Raw genomic sequence first — 16,758 nt, forward strand, 5'->3', positions numbered from 1 at the left:
CGATTTCCTTTCTTTAATTAGAATTATTTTAACGAAATAACCCATGAAATCTCAAGAAATTAGAAGTAAGTTTTTAGAATTTTTTAAATCTAAACAACACGAAATCGTGCCTTCTGCCCCAATGGTATTGAAAAATGATCCAACCCTTATGTTTACTAACTCTGGGATGGCCCCATTTAAGGAATTTTTCTTGGGAAATAACACACCTAAAAACCCACGTGTTTCAGATTCTCAAAAATGTCTTCGTGTTTCTGGTAAACACAACGATTTAGAAGAAGTTGGTTACGATACATATCATCATACCATGTTTGAAATGTTAGGAAACTGGAGTTTCGGTGATTACTTTAAAAAAGAAGCCATTGCTTGGGCTTGGGAATTATTAACTGAAGTTTACAAAATTCCTAAAGATATTTTATACGTTACTGTATTTGAAGGTGATGAAGGTGATGGAACAAAAATGGATCAGGAAGCATTCGATTTATGGAAAGAATTTATTTCTGAAGATCGTATTTTAAAGGGGAATAAAAAAGATAACTTCTGGGAAATGGGTGATCAAGGACCTTGTGGACCTTGTTCTGAAATTCACGTTGATATTCGTTCTGCTGAAGAAAAAGCTAAAATAGATGGCAAATCTTTAGTAAATGAAGACCATCCTCAAGTAGTTGAAATATGGAACCTAGTTTTCATGCAATACAATAGAAAGGCTGATAAATCTTTAGAAGAATTACCAGCTAAACATATTGATACAGGAATGGGATTTGAGCGTTTATGTATGGTTTTACAAGGAGTTCAATCGAATTATGATACTGATGTATTTACTCCATTAATTAGAGAAATTGAAACCATTACAGGTGTAAAGTATGGAAATGATGAAAAAATTGATGTTGCTATTCGTGTAATTGCAGATCATGTAAGAGCAGTCTCTTTCGCTATTGCAGATGGACAATTACCAAGTAATAATGGAGCTGGCTATGTAATTCGTAGAATTTTAAGACGTGCCATTCGATACGGATTTACATTTTTAAATCAGAAAGAACCATTCATTTACAAACTATCTGAAACTTTAGCTCATCAAATGGGTGAAGCATTTCCAGAGATTAAAAAACAAGACACACTAGTTCACAATGTAATTAAAGAGGAAGAGCAATCATTTTTACGCACATTAGACCAAGGTTTGTTATTATTAGATAAAGTTATTGAGTCTACAGATAGCAAAATTGTTTCAGGTAAAAAAGCTTTTGAATTATATGACACTTATGGTTTTCCTTTAGATTTAACTCAGTTAATCGCTCGTGAAAAGGGATATGAGATTAATGAAAAGGAATTCAAGCAAAGCATGCAAGAACAAAAAGACCGTTCACGCGCTGCTTCGGCTAGTGAAACTGGAGATTGGATTACTTTAGTTGAAGATGAAGTTGAAGAATTTGTAGGTTACGATACTTTAAGTGTAGATGTAAAGTTAACTCGTTACAGAAAAGTAACTACTAAGAAAGATGGTGATCAATATCAGTTAGTTTTTAACATGACTCCTTTTTATCCTGAAGGAGGAGGACAGGTTGGTGATAAAGGTTTCTTAGAAGATGCTCATGGCGATGTTATTTACATTTTAGACACAAAAAAAGAAAATAATGTAATTATTCATTATGCTAAAAGCTTACCAAAACACTTAAACGAATCGTTTAAAGCTGTTGTAAATGAAGAATACAGAAGATTATCTGCAAGTAATCACACAGCTACGCATTTATTACACCAAGCTTTACGTTCAATATTAGGAACACATGTAGAACAAAAAGGGTCTTTAGTTAGTCCTAAACATTTACGTTTCGATTTTTCTCATTTTTCTAAAGTTGATAGCGATCAATTAAAAGAAATTGAAGAATTTGTAAATGCTCGAATTCGTGAAAATCTTCCGTTGGAAGAAAAACGCAACATTCCAATGCAACAAGCAATCGACGAAGGCGCTATTGCTTTATTTGGAGAAAAATATGGCGATAGTGTACGAGCGATTAAGTTTGGCCAGTCGATGGAATTATGTGGAGGAACACACGTTCAGCAAACTGGTGATGTTTGGTATTTCAAAATTAAATCTGAAGGTGCTGTAGCTGCTGGTATTCGTCGTATTGAAGCAATTACAAATATGGCTGTTGGAGAATATTTCGAAGACGTTGAAGATAAATTTAATGCTGTAAAAGATGTGTTGAAAAATCCTAAAGATTTAACTAAAGCTGTTACTTCTTTACAGGATGAAAATGCTGCTTTAAAAAAGCAAATAGAACAGTTATTAAAAGATAAAGCTAAGAACATGAAAGGTGATTTAAAAAATCAAATCACTGAAGTTAATGGTGTGAACTTCTTAGCTACGAAAGTAGATTTAGACCCTACTAGTATTAAAAACTTACTATTCGAGTTAGGTGGTGAAATTGACAATTTATTTGTCTTATTTGCTACTGCTCCAACCAAAGAAAAAGCAATGTTAACGTGTTATATTTCTAAAGATTTAGCTAACGAAAAAGGTTACGATGCAGGTAAAGTAGTTAGAGAATTAGGAAAATTAATCCACGGAGGTGGTGGTGGACAAAATTTCTTTGCTACGGCTGGAGGTAAAAATCCTGGTGGAATTCCTAAAGCATTAGAGCGCGCTAAGGATTACATCGCATAATATAAAATTGAAAATCAATCTGAGAACTCATTTAAGATTCTAAGATAAGTTCAGTATAGCATTAAAAAAATCTAAGGTCATTATGACTTTAGATTTTTTTATTTTTACAACATGAAAGAGAAATTATCACATTATTGGACAGAGTTTGGGGTTTGGATCTATTTTATTTTATACATACTAATAGATATATTCTATGGAGATATGATTTCATTTTATTATGAAAAAATCCCAAAACCTATTATTACCTCTGCTTTATTCTTATTATTAATTTATACTACATATAAAGCTTTTACTCCAACAAAAGAAAATCCAGAAATTCTATTAATACCTAGTGAAAACGACCTTCAACGTAAAGAAAACACCTTTATTTCTTTGATTTTTATTATACCAGCATTTATAATGTATTTTTTTATTTCAGACTCTTTTAATGTAAATTATATCATTTTTTTTCTGATTGTATTAGTAAATGCTAAAAATGAAACTTCTTTAAAGAGAACAGCATCCTTTCAAATTAAAAAAGGATTAATAACTTTTAAAAATGGGAAAGAAGAACGAATTTTTAATGTTTCAGAAATAACAAGTTTACAAGTATTCCCGAATCAGATTATATTTTTTAAAGAAGATTCACAAGAATTAATTTCTTTTCTTCAATTAGAAAAAGAAGATTTCCAAAACATCAAAATATACTTTAATAAAAGAGTACCAGAAATTTCAATTAATTTAGCGCAACCAGTAACTCAGTAAGTGAAATAGTATGGATTTACAAACCAAATTACCTTTAAAACAACAATCACATAACTTAATTGATTACAACTCTAAATTATTATTGTTAGGTTCTTGTTTTTCAGAAAATATTGGAAATAAACTCAGTTATTATAAGTTTCAGGTCAATCAAAATCCGTTTGGAATTTTATTTCACCCAAAAGCTATTGAAACATTAATTACCAATGCCATTAATGAGAAAACATATACTGAAACTGATATTTTCGAATTAAATGAACGTTGGCATTGTTTTGATGTACATTCTAACCTTAGTGAAATTGATAAAGAACAGTTACTTCAAAACATAAATTCTGCGATTCAAACTACCTCTAAAGAATTATTAGATGCAAGTCATATTATAATCACTTTAGGAACAGCTTGGGTGTATCGTTTTATTTCTTCGGATACAATTGTTGCAAATTGTCATAAAGTGCCTCAAAAGCAATTTTTAAAAGAATTGTTAACTGTTGATGAGATTACAGCTAGTTTAGAGAATATTTGTACTTTAATTAAAAGTGTGAATCCTAAAGCTTCAATAATTTTTACTGTTTCTCCTGTGCGTCATTTAAAAGATGGTTTTATAGAAAATCAAAGAAGTAAATCACATTTATTTGCAGGAATTCATGAAGTGGTTGAACCAAGAAACCAACACTATTATTTTCCATCTTATGAAATTCTAATGGATGAATTACGTGATTATCGTTTTTATAATGCTGACATGATTCACCCAAATAAGACTGCCATAAATTACATCTGGAAAAAGTTTTCTGAAACTTGGTTTAGCGAAAACACATTACAAACATTAACTAAAGTTGAGGAAATTCAGAAAGGATTAGCACACAAACCTTTTAATCCGAATTCTGAAGCACATCAAAAATTCTTAAATAAAATTGCACAAAAAATGGAAACACTAATTCAAGCATTTCCTTTTATGAAGTTTTAGTTTTTTATCTCTTAATAAACTAAGATTGTTTTTATTAAAGTAATTCTGTAAGTAACATTACCCCTTCTTCTGAAGTAGTATTACCCTCACTTTGAACCCAACTTTCACAAAATTCTTTTTTTGAATATCTCACCTTACCTTTAGCAGGATCAGCAACCCAAGCACTATCTTTTGTCATTTTATAAACCACTACAAAATGATTATTCTCCCAGTGAGCAATGGTCGGATTATCGTATTCTAATATTTTATCATAAGTAACTCGGATTCCTAAATTTTTGATTCCAATGCTATCACAAGCTTCACTTAAACCTAATAGTGTTGTTCCCTCTACTGGATTGTAAGACGATAACTTCTTTAAACTATCCAACTGAATATTTAAGTCATAATATTTACAAAGCATTGCTAAGCAAACCGGACCGCAATCTTTTGCATTTTCTTGAAGTATAATAGGGAATTTCTTAGTGAGAACTGGAGGATTAGATGTGTTTACTTTACATCCAATAATTACTAACCACAAGAATGCAATTGTTGATATTAATTTAATTTTCATAGCTTATTTTTTAAAAAAGCAAAAAGATGTGCTAAAGCACACCTCTTTACAACTTTAATATTTTTATTTTATAAATATTGATCTACGTCTCCCCAAGGACCTCCGTTGATTATATCTATTCCTTGCCCTTGTAAAAAATTAGTTGCTTGTCCACTTCTACCTCCACTTCTACAAACAGCAATTACTGGTTTACCCCAAGATTTAATTTCTTCTACATTATTTGGAATTGTATCTAACACAATATGCTTCGCACCTTCACTATGCCCTTCATTCCATTCAGCTAAAGTCCTTACATCTAAAACAACAGCTCCTTTTTTTAAATATTCTTGTATTTCGTTTGCCATATTTTTCCTTCTAAATAAATTAAATATATTCATTTTATACTACTTGTTCATTCAATAATAATGATAATCCTTCTTCAATTAAACTAGAGAATTCTTCATTCATTTTTAAACGATTTAAATATTCTTTAATTGAATTTTGAATTTCATAATTCTGTTTTACAGAAATTTCATACAACTCTAATGCCAACAACCAATCTTCATTAAATTTTTCTTCAACTAGATTAAAAATTGCCACAATTTTATTTTCAGAAATTAAATTTTCTTTCCTCATTTGTCGTACTTGACTATATAAATCGTACAATTCACGATCTGAGGAAGAATATTTAATCTTATGTGTTTTAGTTTCAGAAACTTTACCAATGTCTTCAAAAGAACTTACATCAGCAGGGCCAGCATATGCAGAAATAACATTTACTCCAACAGCCATATCATAAATTCCCCAATCTGGATGAAATAGTACTGTATCAAAATGAGTAACTGTACAGTTTTTAAATGATATAAGTTGAATTCTTCCTCTTAAATCTCTAGTTCCCGTAATAACTTCTCCTTCTACTTTTACACCTCCTTCAAACTCAAGACTAACTGTTTTTCCTTCATAAATTCCATAAGCTTCCAAATCTCTAGGGCTCATATTCTCAATTGGAATATTAATTCCTTTCAGTTTTCCAATAGGGCTTCCATATCCTTCTGCATGATAACTTATACCATGACCTATCAATTCTTTATCTCTATTTGCTAAAGCTGTTGCTCCAGTAGTTTGAATATAAATAGGTTTATTATTTTCATCTGTAATTACATTAGTAAATACTCCTGAAATTTGAATCCCTGTTGACAATTCAATAGTTCCTAAATTTTTAGAATCTATAAGTTTATTAACACCACTTAAACCTCCTTTTCGAATTCCCATGGTATTTGCATACTGTTCTAATACTAAACTCAAATGTGCAAAATCTGGAGTTACAAATAATTGCGGTTGTGGTTTTGTAATATCAAAAGATACATTAGAAGCTTCTAAAGTATAAGGTAATTTCTTAACAGCATCTTGCATACACCATTTACTTTCTCCTATTGAAGAAAGCAATCCTGCTCCATAAATCTTAGGATTATCAACAGTACCAATTAATCCATACTCTACAGTCCACCAATGCAAATTTCTAATTTGAGCCATTTCAGAAAGTGCCCCCATATTATTTTGTAACCATTCTACTTTTTCTTGTGCTTCTTGAATTTCCTTTTGACTAGAATTTGGATTTTCTTTTAAGATTGAAAGTAATCGAATAGCTTCATACATTTCATAATCTCTAGAAGAAGAAATAGCTTTTGCTCCAATTTCTCCAAATCTTCTTAAATACTCTGCATATTCAGGATTTGCAATAATTGGTGCATGACCAGCAGCTTCATGAATAATATCTGGTGCAGGTGTATATTTGATATGGTCTATTGTTCTCATATCTGAAGCTATTACCAAAACATTATAAGCTTGAAATTCCATAAAAGCATTTGGTGGAATAAAACCATCTACAGATACAGCAGCCCAACCTATCTCTTTTAAAATTCTATTCATTCCTTCCATTTTTGGAATTGTATCGATAGAGATACCTGTTTTTTGTAATCCTTCAATGTAAGATTCATGGGCTACTTTACCTAAATAATCTACATTCATTCGCATTACATATCTCCATACAGCCTGGTTTTGAGCTGTATACTCATCATAAGGTTGTTTAACCACAAACTTATGTAAATGTTGAGGCAATTTTCTAGTTACTTCATTTAACTCAAATTGAGCTTTCATACGTTAAAATGTTTGTGTTGTTTGTAAGGATAAAAATACTCATTTCGAAATTAATAGCCTTAAAATTTTCGTTTTTTGTATATTTACGAGTAACACAAAAATCAAAAAACATGAGAAGAGGAGGATTTAAGTTCCGCCTATTAATTGGCTTAATTATAGTTGCTTTCGCTTACTTAAGAAAGTGCAGTCAAAAAAAGGTAAATCCATACACTGGTAAAACGCAAACCATAAGTTTAAGCACAGATCAAGAAATAGCTATTGGATTACAACAAGCTCCATCTATGGCAAACCAACATGGTGGATTATACCCTAACAACCAATACCAAGCCTACATTGATAAAATCGGACAAAAACTTGTAGATAATTCTATAGCAAAAAGATCTGCCTATAAATATGAATTTCATCTATTAAGAGATGATAGAACAATTAATGCATTTGCCTTACCTGGCGGACAAATATTTATCACTTATGCTTTATTTTCTAAACTCACAGACGGATCTGGAACACTAAATGAAGATATGGTTGCTGGTGTTTTAGGACATGAAATTGGTCATGTACTTGGCAAACATTCTAACGAAAGAATTAGCGAAGCAAACTTCTGGAAATTAATTACAATGGGAGCTTCAGTTGGAGCAGACATGGGACAATTAGCTAACAGTATCGGCCAACAAACTTTACTTAAAAACGGAAGAGGTGATGAATTAGAAAGCGATGAATTAGGTGTAAAGTTAATGCTTGACGCTGGTTACGACCCTCGCTATCTAATTAACGTAATGGAAATTTTAAAAGCTGCTGCGGGTCCAAACAGAGTTCCAGAATTTCAAAGTACTCATCCTGATCCTGAAAATAGAATTCAAAAAATTAAAGAAGCAATTAGGAAATATTCTTAAGAATATTTCCTAAAAAAAATTCTGGTATAATATTTATTAATAAATACTGTTATAATTTAGTAATTGAAAAAGATGTTTTAGAGTTTATAGTAATATATTAATTATCACATCAAACTATGTCAAAATCTGAAGAAACAGATTTAAACTTATTAATTAGCTCCTTAAGTTCCAAAGTTTACAACTCTTTTAAAAGAAGTTTAAATACAAAATCTGAAAACACAACAAAACTCAAACTTTTAGAAACAATAAGAAGAAAAAAAGATTTTGAGAAAGACTTTTTTATAAAAAAACACAAATTATCACCTCTAAAATTTAATACATTAAAATTTGATTTATTTCAAGAGTTAATAGATCATTTAAAAGTATCTGAAGAAAAGTATTCCGACATTAATTTATTCAAAAAACTTGTAGAATTAGAAGTCCTTTTAAAAAATGCTTTATATACTAAAGCCAAAAGAAAACTTAGTAATCTAAAAAAAATTGCTTCTGAGAAATGCAACTTTGAAATCTGTTGCCTGTTACAGAAAAAAGCTGTAGAGTTTAGGCTTTTTAATTACGAAAAAGGCACTAACAGCTTCAAAGAAGGAGTTGCAGAATTAGATAAATATATTCAGTTATCTAAAAACTTGAGTTCTTATAAACTTTTGGCAGAAGAGATTTGCGAATTACACTATCAATTTTTAGACAAACGTATAAAAAACAGAGACACACTTCTAAACTACAACAAAACCCCACTACTTCAAGACATTAACAATGCTAAATCTGTATTATCTATATACTTTTTCTACAGAGCAAAATCGTTAATTCACATGGGGAACAATGATTTTAATGAAGGCAAAAGATATTCTTTTTTAGCATATGAACATTTAGACCAAAACCCCTCTAAATATCGTGATGATTTCCTTTTGAAATTTAAAGCTTTAAATAATTATTTAGATTCTAGTATGAATTTAATGGAAACAACTCCTTTCGAAAAAATTCATCCAGAACTTTTAAAGCTGATAAATGAAAACAAACACAAATTTAATGTAATCACTAAAAGTTTTACTACAATTGCTAATGACTGTTTAGTTTTAAACTATTTATGGATAAAAAAAGATATTGATCGTTTCTTACATATTATACCAGAAATTAAAAAAAATTACGATTTACATAATGAAATGACTGGCCCTAACTTTAGTGTTGAAGTATTATTATTTATTGCACGCATGTATTTTTTAAACGGTATGTTAAAAGAAGCAAATCATTATTGCGTGATGATAAGTGAGAAAAAAACGAATCCTGCTTCTCTTATAATTTCTTGTGGCAACATTTTAAGGATTATGATTCAACATGATCTTGGAGATCATCAATTAATCTCTTATTTAATTCATACCAGTAAATATTTTTTGAAAAGTAATGAGCGGCTTTTTAATTTAGAGCGCAGTATTCTAAATGGTTTACATAAGATTAAACCTTATTTTTCTGATTCTCAAAAATCACAACTCTTTAAAGAATTGTATTTAGAAATCAATGAAAAACTAGATAAATCAGAAGATTCTATTCTAGATAAAAAAATAGGAATTTTAGAATGGTTAAAATCTAAGATATAAAAGAACACAATTTTCTTTAAAAAAAGAATTTAACCTTTAAAAAAACAACATAAAAACATTCAAAAACAACCAGTTAACATACTGAAGATGTTTTATTTCCATGAATTTAGAAAAACTTAACTAGTAAAATATTTTTTAAAATTCCTTAAAAAACAATCATCTTGCAATGGATTAGAGATTAGTGTTGATACTTTCTATGTTCAACGCATCAAAAACTATAATTTAAAATCGTTTTTAAATACACTTTTGATTTGATTAATTAAAAAAATTAATCTTAAAAAAAATTATTTATAGTGATTATTTGAATTGTCAAAATTACCCAAGATTGACTTTTCAATTTTAAGGTGCAAAAAAGGGTAGATTTTAAAATCTACCCTTTTTATAGTTAAACTCAATTATCTACACTAAAAACTTAAGCTGTTTTTAGCTTATTTAGTTTTTCTTTTTTAACTTTTATTTCGTTTTCTAACTTATTTAATCTTTTTTCAACTCTACTAATAATTGCTTCTTTTCTTTGAATATCTTCAGCAGTTAAAGCACCTTCTTTCTTAGCTGCTTCTAATTGATCTTTCTTCTTTTTCAAACCTTGTCTTCCACTAATTAACATTTCTTCATTAACACTAATATCATCTTCTACCTCCATTATTTTCATTCTCTTTTCTTTAGAAATCTTATCTTCAATTTCCTTTTTTTCAGCTTTCAACTGACTATCTAACTGCGTTAACTTTTCATTTTTTTTACGCAAAGCCTCTAATTGCTTTTTATAAGCCTCTTCACTAGCTTTTATTTCTTTCTCTAACTTCTCTCTTGCAGCTTTTAATTCTTCTTCTCTTTTTTCTAAATCACTATCAGTTTTAACTTCTGAAACAGGAGTTGCTACAGTCTCAGTTCCTACAGACTCAACTTCTTTAAGTTCAGCAACTTTAACATTTAAAGATTTCTTGAATGAAATTAACTCTTCTTTTTGAGCTTTAATCTTCTTATCAAGTTTAGATAATCTAGCCTCAACATTTCTAATGATTGTTTCTTTTCTTATAACCTCTTCTTTAGTAATTCTGTTTTTACTTTTATCTTTCGTTAATCTAGACTTAATTCTTTCTAAACCTTCTACTCCACTTAACAACATTTCTTCGTTAACACGAATTTCTTGTTCTTTATTTTTAATTGCTTTTCTATCTTCTCTGGATAATTCTTGAGAAAATACGGTTTGAAAACTGAAACAAATAACTACTATTGTGGGGATTACATTTTTGAACATTTTCATTTCTTCTTTTATTTATACTTTCAATGTTTACACTTGTATTTGATACCTTTTTAGTTAAAAAGTCACAAAACAGAACCTCTTTTTTTAAGGGGGTGCAAATATACGAATAAAAAAAACACAAAAAACACATCCTCAAAATCTATTAACATAAGTAAAAATGTAACATTTTCAAACATTTAGCTACATATAGGAAATGCTAAAAATATTGTTATGGGATCAACTTCTGCTATGATTACGAGTATTAAGAACAATAAAAGGCCTCGTAAAAGCGCTATTGAAAAATTAAAAAAACACAGCCATTTCGGAAAAGATGATTCATACGAATTATCTTTCAACAAAACAGCTACTGAAAAACAATTAGAACAAATAAGATTAGAAGCCAAAAAAGAAAACAGACGAAAACTTCTTTCTTTTTTAATTCCAATTGGTTTAATTTCTATCGCTACATTAATCGCAATCGGTTTCGTGAAATTTTAAGTAAAAAACCTAAAATCTTTACTACTTTTACTTATCAAATTATACCAAATGGATAAGAAAGTAATTTTAATGATTTTAGATGGTTGGGGAATTTCACCTGATCCTGAAATTTCTGCAGTAGATAAAGCAAACACTTCTTTTATAGATTCTTTATACTCAAAATTTCCTCATTCTGAATTAAGAACCGATGGCGAATATGTTGGACTTCCAGAAGGTCAGATGGGAAATTCTGAAGTTGGACATATAAACTTAGGTGCTGGAAGAATTGTATACCAAAACCTTGCTAAAATAAATAAGGCTATAAAAGAAGATACTTTAGCCAAGGAAACTGAATTACTTGATGCTTTTAAATACGCAAAAGAAAACAATAAAAACATCCATTTATTAGGTTTGGTTTCAGATGGTGGAATTCATTCACATATTAATCATTTAAAAGGATTATTAGATGCTGCAAAGAGTAATGATATATCAAATATTTTCTTACATGCATTTACAGATGGTAGAGATACAGACCCAAAATCTGGAGTTGATTACATAAAAGACATAGAAAATCACATGGCGAATAGCACTGGACGTTTGGCTTCTATTACGGGTCGTTATTACGCTATGGATAGAGATAATCGTTGGGAAAGAGTAGCTTTAGCTTATAATGCATTAGTAAATGGTGAAGGAACCTTATCTACAAACGCTATTGAAAGTATTGAGGCTAGTTATAAGAATGATATTACTGATGAATTCATTAAACCTATAATTTTAACTAACGAAGACAATCAACCTAAAACTACAATTAAAGAAGATGATGTTGTTATCTTTTTTAATTTCAGAACAGATAGAGGTAGACAATTAACTCAAGCGTTAAATCAAAAAGATTTTACGGATCAAAACCTTAAGAAGTTACCATTATATTTTGTTACCATGACAAACTACGATAGTACTTTTGAAGGAATCCATGTAATTTACGATAATAAAAACATTGAAAATACTCTAGGAGAAGTTTTAGAAACTGCAGGAAAGAAGCAAATCAGAATCGCAGAAACTGAAAAATATCCACACGTTACATTTTTCTTCTCTGGTGGAAGAGAAAAAGAATTTATAGGAGAAAAAAGAATCTTATGTCCTTCGCCAAAAGTAGCTACTTACGATTTAAAACCTGAAATGAGTGCTTTTGAAATTAAAGATGCAATCGTTCCTGAATTAGAAAAAGGAGAAGTAGACTTTGTATGCTTGAATTTTGCGAATGGAGATATGGTAGGACACACAGGAGATTTTGATGCTGCTGTTAAAGCTTGTGAAGCTGTTGACACTTGCGTAAATGAAGTTGTTACTAGTGCTTTAGCTAATGGGTATACAACCTTATTAATTGCAGATCACGGAAATTGTGAAACCATGATTAATCCAGATGGTTCTCCTAATACAGCACACACGACAAATCCAGTTCCATTAATTTTAATAGACAACGAATTAAAATCAATCAAAAATGGAATTTTAGGAAATATGGCTCCAACTATATTACATTTGTTAGGTGTAGAAAAACCAGCTGAAATGACTCAAGAATCTCTGGTATAAACTTTAAATAACAATGAAAAAAATAATATACGCAATCACTATTTTTTTAATCGGTGCTTGTTCTTCTTATCAAAAATCAAACACAAAGTTTAAAGCAGAAAAAGATAGCGATGGGAACTTAGTTGGATATGCTACTCAAAATGACTTTAAACAAGAACCATACGGAAGCGAATGGTTTAATGATTATTATGAGTATTACGAAACAGATAAAAAAACCATTTCTGAGTTAACTCCTTATTTAAAAGATATAACAATTAAAGCTTTTATGGGAACTTGGTGTGATGACAGCAGACGTGAAATCCCTAACTTTTACAAGATTTTAAATGAAACAAAATTTAATCAAAGTAGATTAGAACTTGTTACCGTAAACAGAGATAAAAAGGCAAAAGGAATAGAAAAAGGATATAATATTGAAAGAGTTCCTACATTTATTTTTTACCGAAACGGAAAGGAAATTGGAAGATTTGTAGAACATACTGTTAACGATGCTTTTTTAGAACAAGACATACTACAAATTGTATCTGGCAAAGGATACAAACACGCATATGAAAAGTAAACATTATGGCTCTAATAATATTAGACTCAACAAAATGTTCTTTGTGCAACAAAACATTAAAAGCAGACGATGAAATAATTTCATGGTCTGCTTTTTTAATACCTGATCATAAATTTGGTGAATTTTCAGATTCTGGAATGCACAAATCTTGTTTTGAAAACTGGGAACATAAAGACGAATTTCAGTATTTACACAGCTACAAACCTTATTTTGATTTTAATGATTCACACATTAAAACAATGATAGAAAAACATGGAATGCCAGACCGGTTAAAAGAAGTGCAAGCGTTTAGAAAAAAGCATCCAGAATTTAAACCTTAAATGTTTCTACGAATCCAGTATATTTGCACTTTATTTATTCCATAGGAAATGATTATACCAAAAAACAGAGAAGAAATAGAGTTAATGCGCGAAAGTGCTTTAGTAGTTTCTAAAACTTTAGGAATGTTAGCTAAAGAAGTAAAACCTGGAGTTACTACTTTATATTTAGATAAACTTGCTGAAGAATTTATAAGAGAACAAGGTGCAATTCCTGCTTTTTTGGGTTTATATGATTTTCCAAACACATTATGCATGAGTCCAAATTCTCAAGTAGTGCACGGAATTCCTAACAACACTCCTTTAGTTGAAGGAGATATTATTTCTATCGATTGTGGAGCTTTAAAGAATGAATTCTACGGAGATCATGCATATACATTTGCTGTTGGCGAAATTGATTCAGAAACTAAAAAACTGTTAGACATTACAAAAGAAAGTTTGTATGTCGGTATTCGTGAATTTAAAGTTGGAAACCGTGTTGGAGATGTAGGTTATGCTATTCAACAATTTACAGAAAAACATGGTTATGGTGTAGTAAGAGAATTGGTAGGACATGGAATTGGTAGAAAAATGCATGAAGATCCGGAAATGCCAAATTATGGAAGACGTGGTAGAGGTAAAAAATTTGTTGAAGGTATGGCAGTAGCTATTGAACCTATGACAAACATGGGAACTCATAAAATAAGATTCCATAAAGATGGTTGGACGGTAACTACTTTAGACAATAAGCCATCTGCTCACTTTGAACATGATGTTGTAATTATAGATGGAAAACCAGAATTACTTTCTACATTCCAGTACATTTACGAAGCTTTAGGTATTGAAAGTGATGAAGAAAACGAGTTTAGACAACAACCTTTAGTTCTTTAATAGTGTCGCTTTTTAAAACTGTATTAAACACCATACCTCGACCTATTTTAATCAAAGTCAGTTATTGGGTTCGTCCTGTAATAGCTTGGTGGTTAAAAGGAGATAATTTCACAGATCCTATCGATGGAAAATCTTTTAAAAAGATGCTTCCATACGGTTATGAAGTTCAACGCGAAAATGTATTATCTCCATCTACTCTTTCTTTGGAAAGACATCGCTTGTTATGGTTGTATTTACAGCAAGAAACGAACTTTTTTTCATCTAAAGAAAAGAGAAAACTACTACATATTGCTCCTGAACAATGTTTTTTGCACCGTTTTAGAGCATTAAAAAACCTAGAATATATCACTTCAGATTTAGAATCGCCTATTGCTGATGTTAAAGCAGATATTTGTGACTTACCTTTTGAAGATGAATCTTTTGATATTATTTTTTGTAATCATGTATTAGAACATATCCCAGATGACACGAAAGCTATGCAAGAATTGTATCGTGTTTTAAAACCTGGTGGCTATGGTATATTTCAAATTCCTCAAGATTTAAACAGAGAAACTACTTTTGAAGACGACTCTATTACAGATCCAAAGGAGAGAGCTAAAATATTTGGGCAATACGATCATGTTCGTGTTTATGGACGAGATTATTTCAACAAACTACGTTCTATAGGATTTAATGTAAAAGAAGTAGATTACACAAAACAAATCGCCCCAGAATTAGTGGAGCGATATGCTTTAGCTAAAGGTGAAATTTTACCTTTATGCTATAAAACAGGACAATAAACAGTTATTTATTTTCTTTCAAGTAATCTTCTAAAGATTGAAGTTTTTTATCTCCTAAAAACACAATTCCGTCTTTTTTAAGTTGATATTTACCTGTATCCTTTTTTTCAATAATTACATCATTAGTATAAGTTCCTTTTGCATCTTTCATTTTACTAACTTTTTCTCCAAGGATATTATACCAACTCGTGTTTTTTCGTTTTTGAGCTTGAATTTTATTTTTATAAAAACTCCCCAAATAGCCAATATCTTCAGCAAATAAAACTCGATTCTCGTTTTCAGAAATTTCTGAAGAACCAAATAAATATCCTTTTAACTTTTTAGTTTCTTGATCGTATAATGTATAAATATCTCCGCCTAAATGACCACCTAACTTATACCATGTTTTATAAATTTTCACAGTGTTTTCATCTTCATCGTACTTATCAATTATATCTGCTTTTTTCATAGCCTTTAACTGCCCTTCAATGTTTTTAATTCGAAGAAAACTCTCATTAACTAAATCAAAAACAAAGGTATCTGCACTATTATTCAGATAAGCAACTAATTGTTGATTTCCTCTTGGTAACAAAACTGCCTCAAAAAAAGAAGATTCAGAATTAATACTTTTAATATCTGGCAGCTCAAAACCTTCTTTCTCTTTAGACTTATAGCAATAGATTTTAGTTCCTTTTCGTTTCTTATCTACAAAAAGAAACACGCCTTCAAAAGTTAAAGCATTTTCATACAAATTTGGTTTTATGAGAACCTTACCATTTTCATTTAGCAAACCGTATTTATTTCCTTTTTTGAAAATAGCTAATCCGTATGTATTGAAGTTGAAAATGGTATCTGCATGAATAGACAAAGCATCTGAAATTGCATTCCATTCACGTTTTAATGAATCTATTCGCTTTGCCTCTTTTTCAGCCATTAATTTTAGCCGTTTCTCCTCTTTTTCTTCTGCTTCAATCTTCTCTAGTTTTTCTTCAATATCAACATACAGTTCCAACATTTGCTTGTAAGTTTCTGAAGTTTTACTTCTAGATAATTGGAAATATTTTTTAGCAAAATCTTTAGCTTCTTTATACGATTTGAGTTCGTAATAAATTAAAGTGCCCATTTCTGCAATTCTAGATTTTTGAATAGAATCTATTTTAGACAATCCTTTATCAAAGTTAACTTTAGCAGCTTGATAATCTATTTTCTCCATGTCTCTTTCAGCTTTACTGAAATAAACCTTAGCAATCTCATAATTAGATTGCCCTATTGAAGTATAGAAATTAACGACTAAAAAAACGATAAATAATCCCCTTCTCATTTTTATGCATTTTATGGTTAAAATCCTGTTCTTGATTTCATTTCAAAATCAGAACTAAAATACCATGAGAAAAAGATTTAAAACATACCTAAAACTA

16 protein-coding genes are annotated in these 16,758 nt (G+C 30.0%); 11 read left to right on the forward strand and 5 right to left on the reverse strand.

All coding sequences use genetic code 11. The features are described from left to right. The first annotated feature begins 43 nt into the window (after positions 1-43). The 3 genes from alaS to ACSIGC_RS08415 all read left to right on the forward strand — a co-directional run bounded on the left by alaS (position 44) and on the right by ACSIGC_RS08415 (position 4,364). Positions 44-2,659: an alanine--tRNA ligase gene (gene alaS / locus ACSIGC_RS08405; protein ID WP_442267675.1), complete on the forward strand. Its 2,616-nt coding sequence runs from the start codon at positions 44-46 to the stop codon at positions 2,657-2,659. Between the two features lie 111 nt (positions 2,660-2,770). After that, positions 2,771-3,403, forward strand: coding sequence for a hypothetical protein (locus ACSIGC_RS08410; RefSeq protein ID WP_442267676.1), 633 nt, complete (start codon positions 2,771-2,773; stop codon positions 3,401-3,403). A gap of 10 nt (positions 3,404-3,413) precedes the next feature. Next, the gene (locus ACSIGC_RS08415; RefSeq protein WP_442267677.1) at positions 3,414-4,364 is read left to right on the forward strand and encodes a GSCFA domain-containing protein; all 951 of its coding nucleotides are present in this window, start codon (positions 3,414-3,416) and stop codon (positions 4,362-4,364) included. Positions 4,365-4,398: 34 nt separating this feature from the next. On the opposite strand, the gene ACSIGC_RS08420 is transcribed toward ACSIGC_RS08415, so the two are convergent. The 3 genes from ACSIGC_RS08420 to ACSIGC_RS08430 all read right to left on the reverse strand — a co-directional run bounded on the left by ACSIGC_RS08420 (position 4,399) and on the right by ACSIGC_RS08430 (position 7,050). Further along, positions 4,399-4,914 carry a cysteine peptidase family C39 domain-containing protein gene (locus ACSIGC_RS08420; RefSeq protein WP_442267678.1) on the reverse strand — a complete coding sequence of 172 codons (516 nt, stop codon included), beginning with the start codon at positions 4,912-4,914 and terminating at the stop codon, positions 4,399-4,401. A gap of 68 nt (positions 4,915-4,982) precedes the next feature. Next, entirely contained in the window at positions 4,983-5,258 is a 276-nt protein-coding gene (locus ACSIGC_RS08425; RefSeq protein ID WP_442267679.1) for a rhodanese-like domain-containing protein, read from the reverse strand. Between the two features lie 34 nt (positions 5,259-5,292). Next, the gene (locus ACSIGC_RS08430; RefSeq protein ID WP_442267680.1) at positions 5,293-7,050 is read right to left on the reverse strand and encodes an aromatic amino acid hydroxylase; all 1,758 of its coding nucleotides are present in this window, start codon (positions 7,048-7,050) and stop codon (positions 5,293-5,295) included. Between the two features lie 110 nt (positions 7,051-7,160). On the opposite strand from ACSIGC_RS08430, the gene ACSIGC_RS08435 reads away from it, so the two are divergent. Together ACSIGC_RS08435 and ACSIGC_RS08440 are read left to right on the forward strand one after the other, a co-directional pair. Beyond that, positions 7,161-7,940, forward strand: coding sequence for a M48 family metalloprotease (locus tag ACSIGC_RS08435; protein ID WP_442267681.1), 780 nt, complete (start codon positions 7,161-7,163; stop codon positions 7,938-7,940). A gap of 116 nt (positions 7,941-8,056) precedes the next feature. Then, positions 8,057-9,532 (forward strand): hypothetical protein, encoded by a 1,476-nt coding sequence (locus ACSIGC_RS08440; RefSeq protein ID WP_442267682.1) that lies wholly within the window; start codon positions 8,057-8,059, stop codon positions 9,530-9,532. 412 nt (positions 9,533-9,944) lie between these two features. Here ACSIGC_RS08440 and ACSIGC_RS08445 read toward each other — a convergent pair whose 3' ends face one another. Beyond that, positions 9,945-10,796 (reverse strand): hypothetical protein, encoded by an 852-nt coding sequence (locus tag ACSIGC_RS08445; protein ID WP_442267683.1) that lies wholly within the window; start codon positions 10,794-10,796, stop codon positions 9,945-9,947. A gap of 210 nt (positions 10,797-11,006) precedes the next feature. Here ACSIGC_RS08445 and ACSIGC_RS08450 point away from each other — a divergent pair, with 210 nt between their 5' ends. Genes ACSIGC_RS08450 through ACSIGC_RS08475 form a run of 6 tightly spaced genes read left to right on the forward strand, consistent with a single transcriptional unit; the run spans position 11,007 to position 15,361 of the window. Continuing rightward, positions 11,007-11,273, forward strand: a complete 267-nt coding sequence (locus ACSIGC_RS08450; protein WP_442267684.1) for a hypothetical protein — start codon at positions 11,007-11,009, stop codon at positions 11,271-11,273. Between the two features lie 48 nt (positions 11,274-11,321). Continuing rightward, entirely contained in the window at positions 11,322-12,839 is a 1,518-nt protein-coding gene (gpmI, locus tag ACSIGC_RS08455) for a 2,3-bisphosphoglycerate-independent phosphoglycerate mutase (protein ID WP_442267685.1), read from the forward strand. A gap of 13 nt (positions 12,840-12,852) precedes the next feature. Then, complete coding sequence (locus tag ACSIGC_RS08460; protein ID WP_442267686.1) at positions 12,853-13,395, forward strand: thioredoxin family protein; 543 nt, start codon at positions 12,853-12,855, stop codon at positions 13,393-13,395. Between the two features lie 5 nt (positions 13,396-13,400). After that, complete coding sequence (locus ACSIGC_RS08465; protein ID WP_442267687.1) at positions 13,401-13,715, forward strand: hypothetical protein; 315 nt, start codon at positions 13,401-13,403, stop codon at positions 13,713-13,715. 48 nt (positions 13,716-13,763) lie between these two features. Continuing rightward, a complete protein-coding gene (map, locus tag ACSIGC_RS08470) occupies positions 13,764-14,582 on the forward strand; it encodes a type I methionyl aminopeptidase (RefSeq protein WP_442267688.1) in 819 nt (272 codons plus the stop codon). Continuing rightward, complete coding sequence (locus ACSIGC_RS08475) at positions 14,582-15,361, forward strand: class I SAM-dependent methyltransferase (protein ID WP_442267754.1); 780 nt, start codon at positions 14,582-14,584, stop codon at positions 15,359-15,361. Before map ends, ACSIGC_RS08475 begins: the two co-directional genes overlap by 1 nt. A gap of 4 nt (positions 15,362-15,365) precedes the next feature. On the opposite strand, the gene ACSIGC_RS08480 is transcribed toward ACSIGC_RS08475, so the two are convergent. After that, the gene (locus ACSIGC_RS08480; RefSeq protein WP_442267689.1) at positions 15,366-16,661 is read right to left on the reverse strand and encodes a WG repeat-containing protein; all 1,296 of its coding nucleotides are present in this window, start codon (positions 16,659-16,661) and stop codon (positions 15,366-15,368) included. Positions 16,662-16,758: the final 97 nt, after the last annotated feature.

It is taken from the genome of Tenacibaculum aquaeponti, assembly GCF_052084715.1.
GTDB lineage: Bacteria > Bacteroidota > Bacteroidia > Flavobacteriales > Flavobacteriaceae > Polaribacter.

What these genes read in the sequence shown, in the direction of transcription:
- ACSIGC_RS08420 (WP_442267678.1), bottom strand. Translation starts at nt 4,914, where the DNA reads ATGAAAATTAAATTAATATCAACAATTGCATTCTTGTGGTTAGTAATT.
- gpmI (WP_442267685.1), top strand. Translation starts at nt 11,322, where the DNA reads ATGGATAAGAAAGTAATTTTAATGATTTTAGATGGTTGGGGAATTTCA.
- ACSIGC_RS08430 (WP_442267680.1), bottom strand. Translation starts at nt 7,050, where the DNA reads ATGAAAGCTCAATTTGAGTTAAATGAAGTAACTAGAAAATTGCCTCAA.
- ACSIGC_RS08460 (WP_442267686.1), top strand. Translation starts at nt 12,853, where the DNA reads ATGAAAAAAATAATATACGCAATCACTATTTTTTTAATCGGTGCTTGT.
- alaS (WP_442267675.1), top strand. Translation starts at nt 44, where the DNA reads ATGAAATCTCAAGAAATTAGAAGTAAGTTTTTAGAATTTTTTAAATCT.
- ACSIGC_RS08480 (WP_442267689.1), bottom strand. Translation starts at nt 16,661, where the DNA reads ATGAGAAGGGGATTATTTATCGTTTTTTTAGTCGTTAATTTCTATACT.
- ACSIGC_RS08450 (WP_442267684.1), top strand. Translation starts at nt 11,007, where the DNA reads ATGGGATCAACTTCTGCTATGATTACGAGTATTAAGAACAATAAAAGG.
- ACSIGC_RS08410 (WP_442267676.1), top strand. Translation starts at nt 2,771, where the DNA reads ATGAAAGAGAAATTATCACATTATTGGACAGAGTTTGGGGTTTGGATC.
- map (WP_442267688.1), top strand. Translation starts at nt 13,764, where the DNA reads ATGATTATACCAAAAAACAGAGAAGAAATAGAGTTAATGCGCGAAAGT.
- ACSIGC_RS08440 (WP_442267682.1), top strand. Translation starts at nt 8,057, where the DNA reads ATGTCAAAATCTGAAGAAACAGATTTAAACTTATTAATTAGCTCCTTA.
- ACSIGC_RS08425 (WP_442267679.1), bottom strand. Translation starts at nt 5,258, where the DNA reads ATGGCAAACGAAATACAAGAATATTTAAAAAAAGGAGCTGTTGTTTTA.
- ACSIGC_RS08435 (WP_442267681.1), top strand. Translation starts at nt 7,161, where the DNA reads ATGAGAAGAGGAGGATTTAAGTTCCGCCTATTAATTGGCTTAATTATA.
- ACSIGC_RS08465 (WP_442267687.1), top strand. Translation starts at nt 13,401, where the DNA reads ATGGCTCTAATAATATTAGACTCAACAAAATGTTCTTTGTGCAACAAA.
- ACSIGC_RS08415 (WP_442267677.1), top strand. Translation starts at nt 3,414, where the DNA reads ATGGATTTACAAACCAAATTACCTTTAAAACAACAATCACATAACTTA.
- ACSIGC_RS08445 (WP_442267683.1), bottom strand. Translation starts at nt 10,796, where the DNA reads ATGAAAATGTTCAAAAATGTAATCCCCACAATAGTAGTTATTTGTTTC.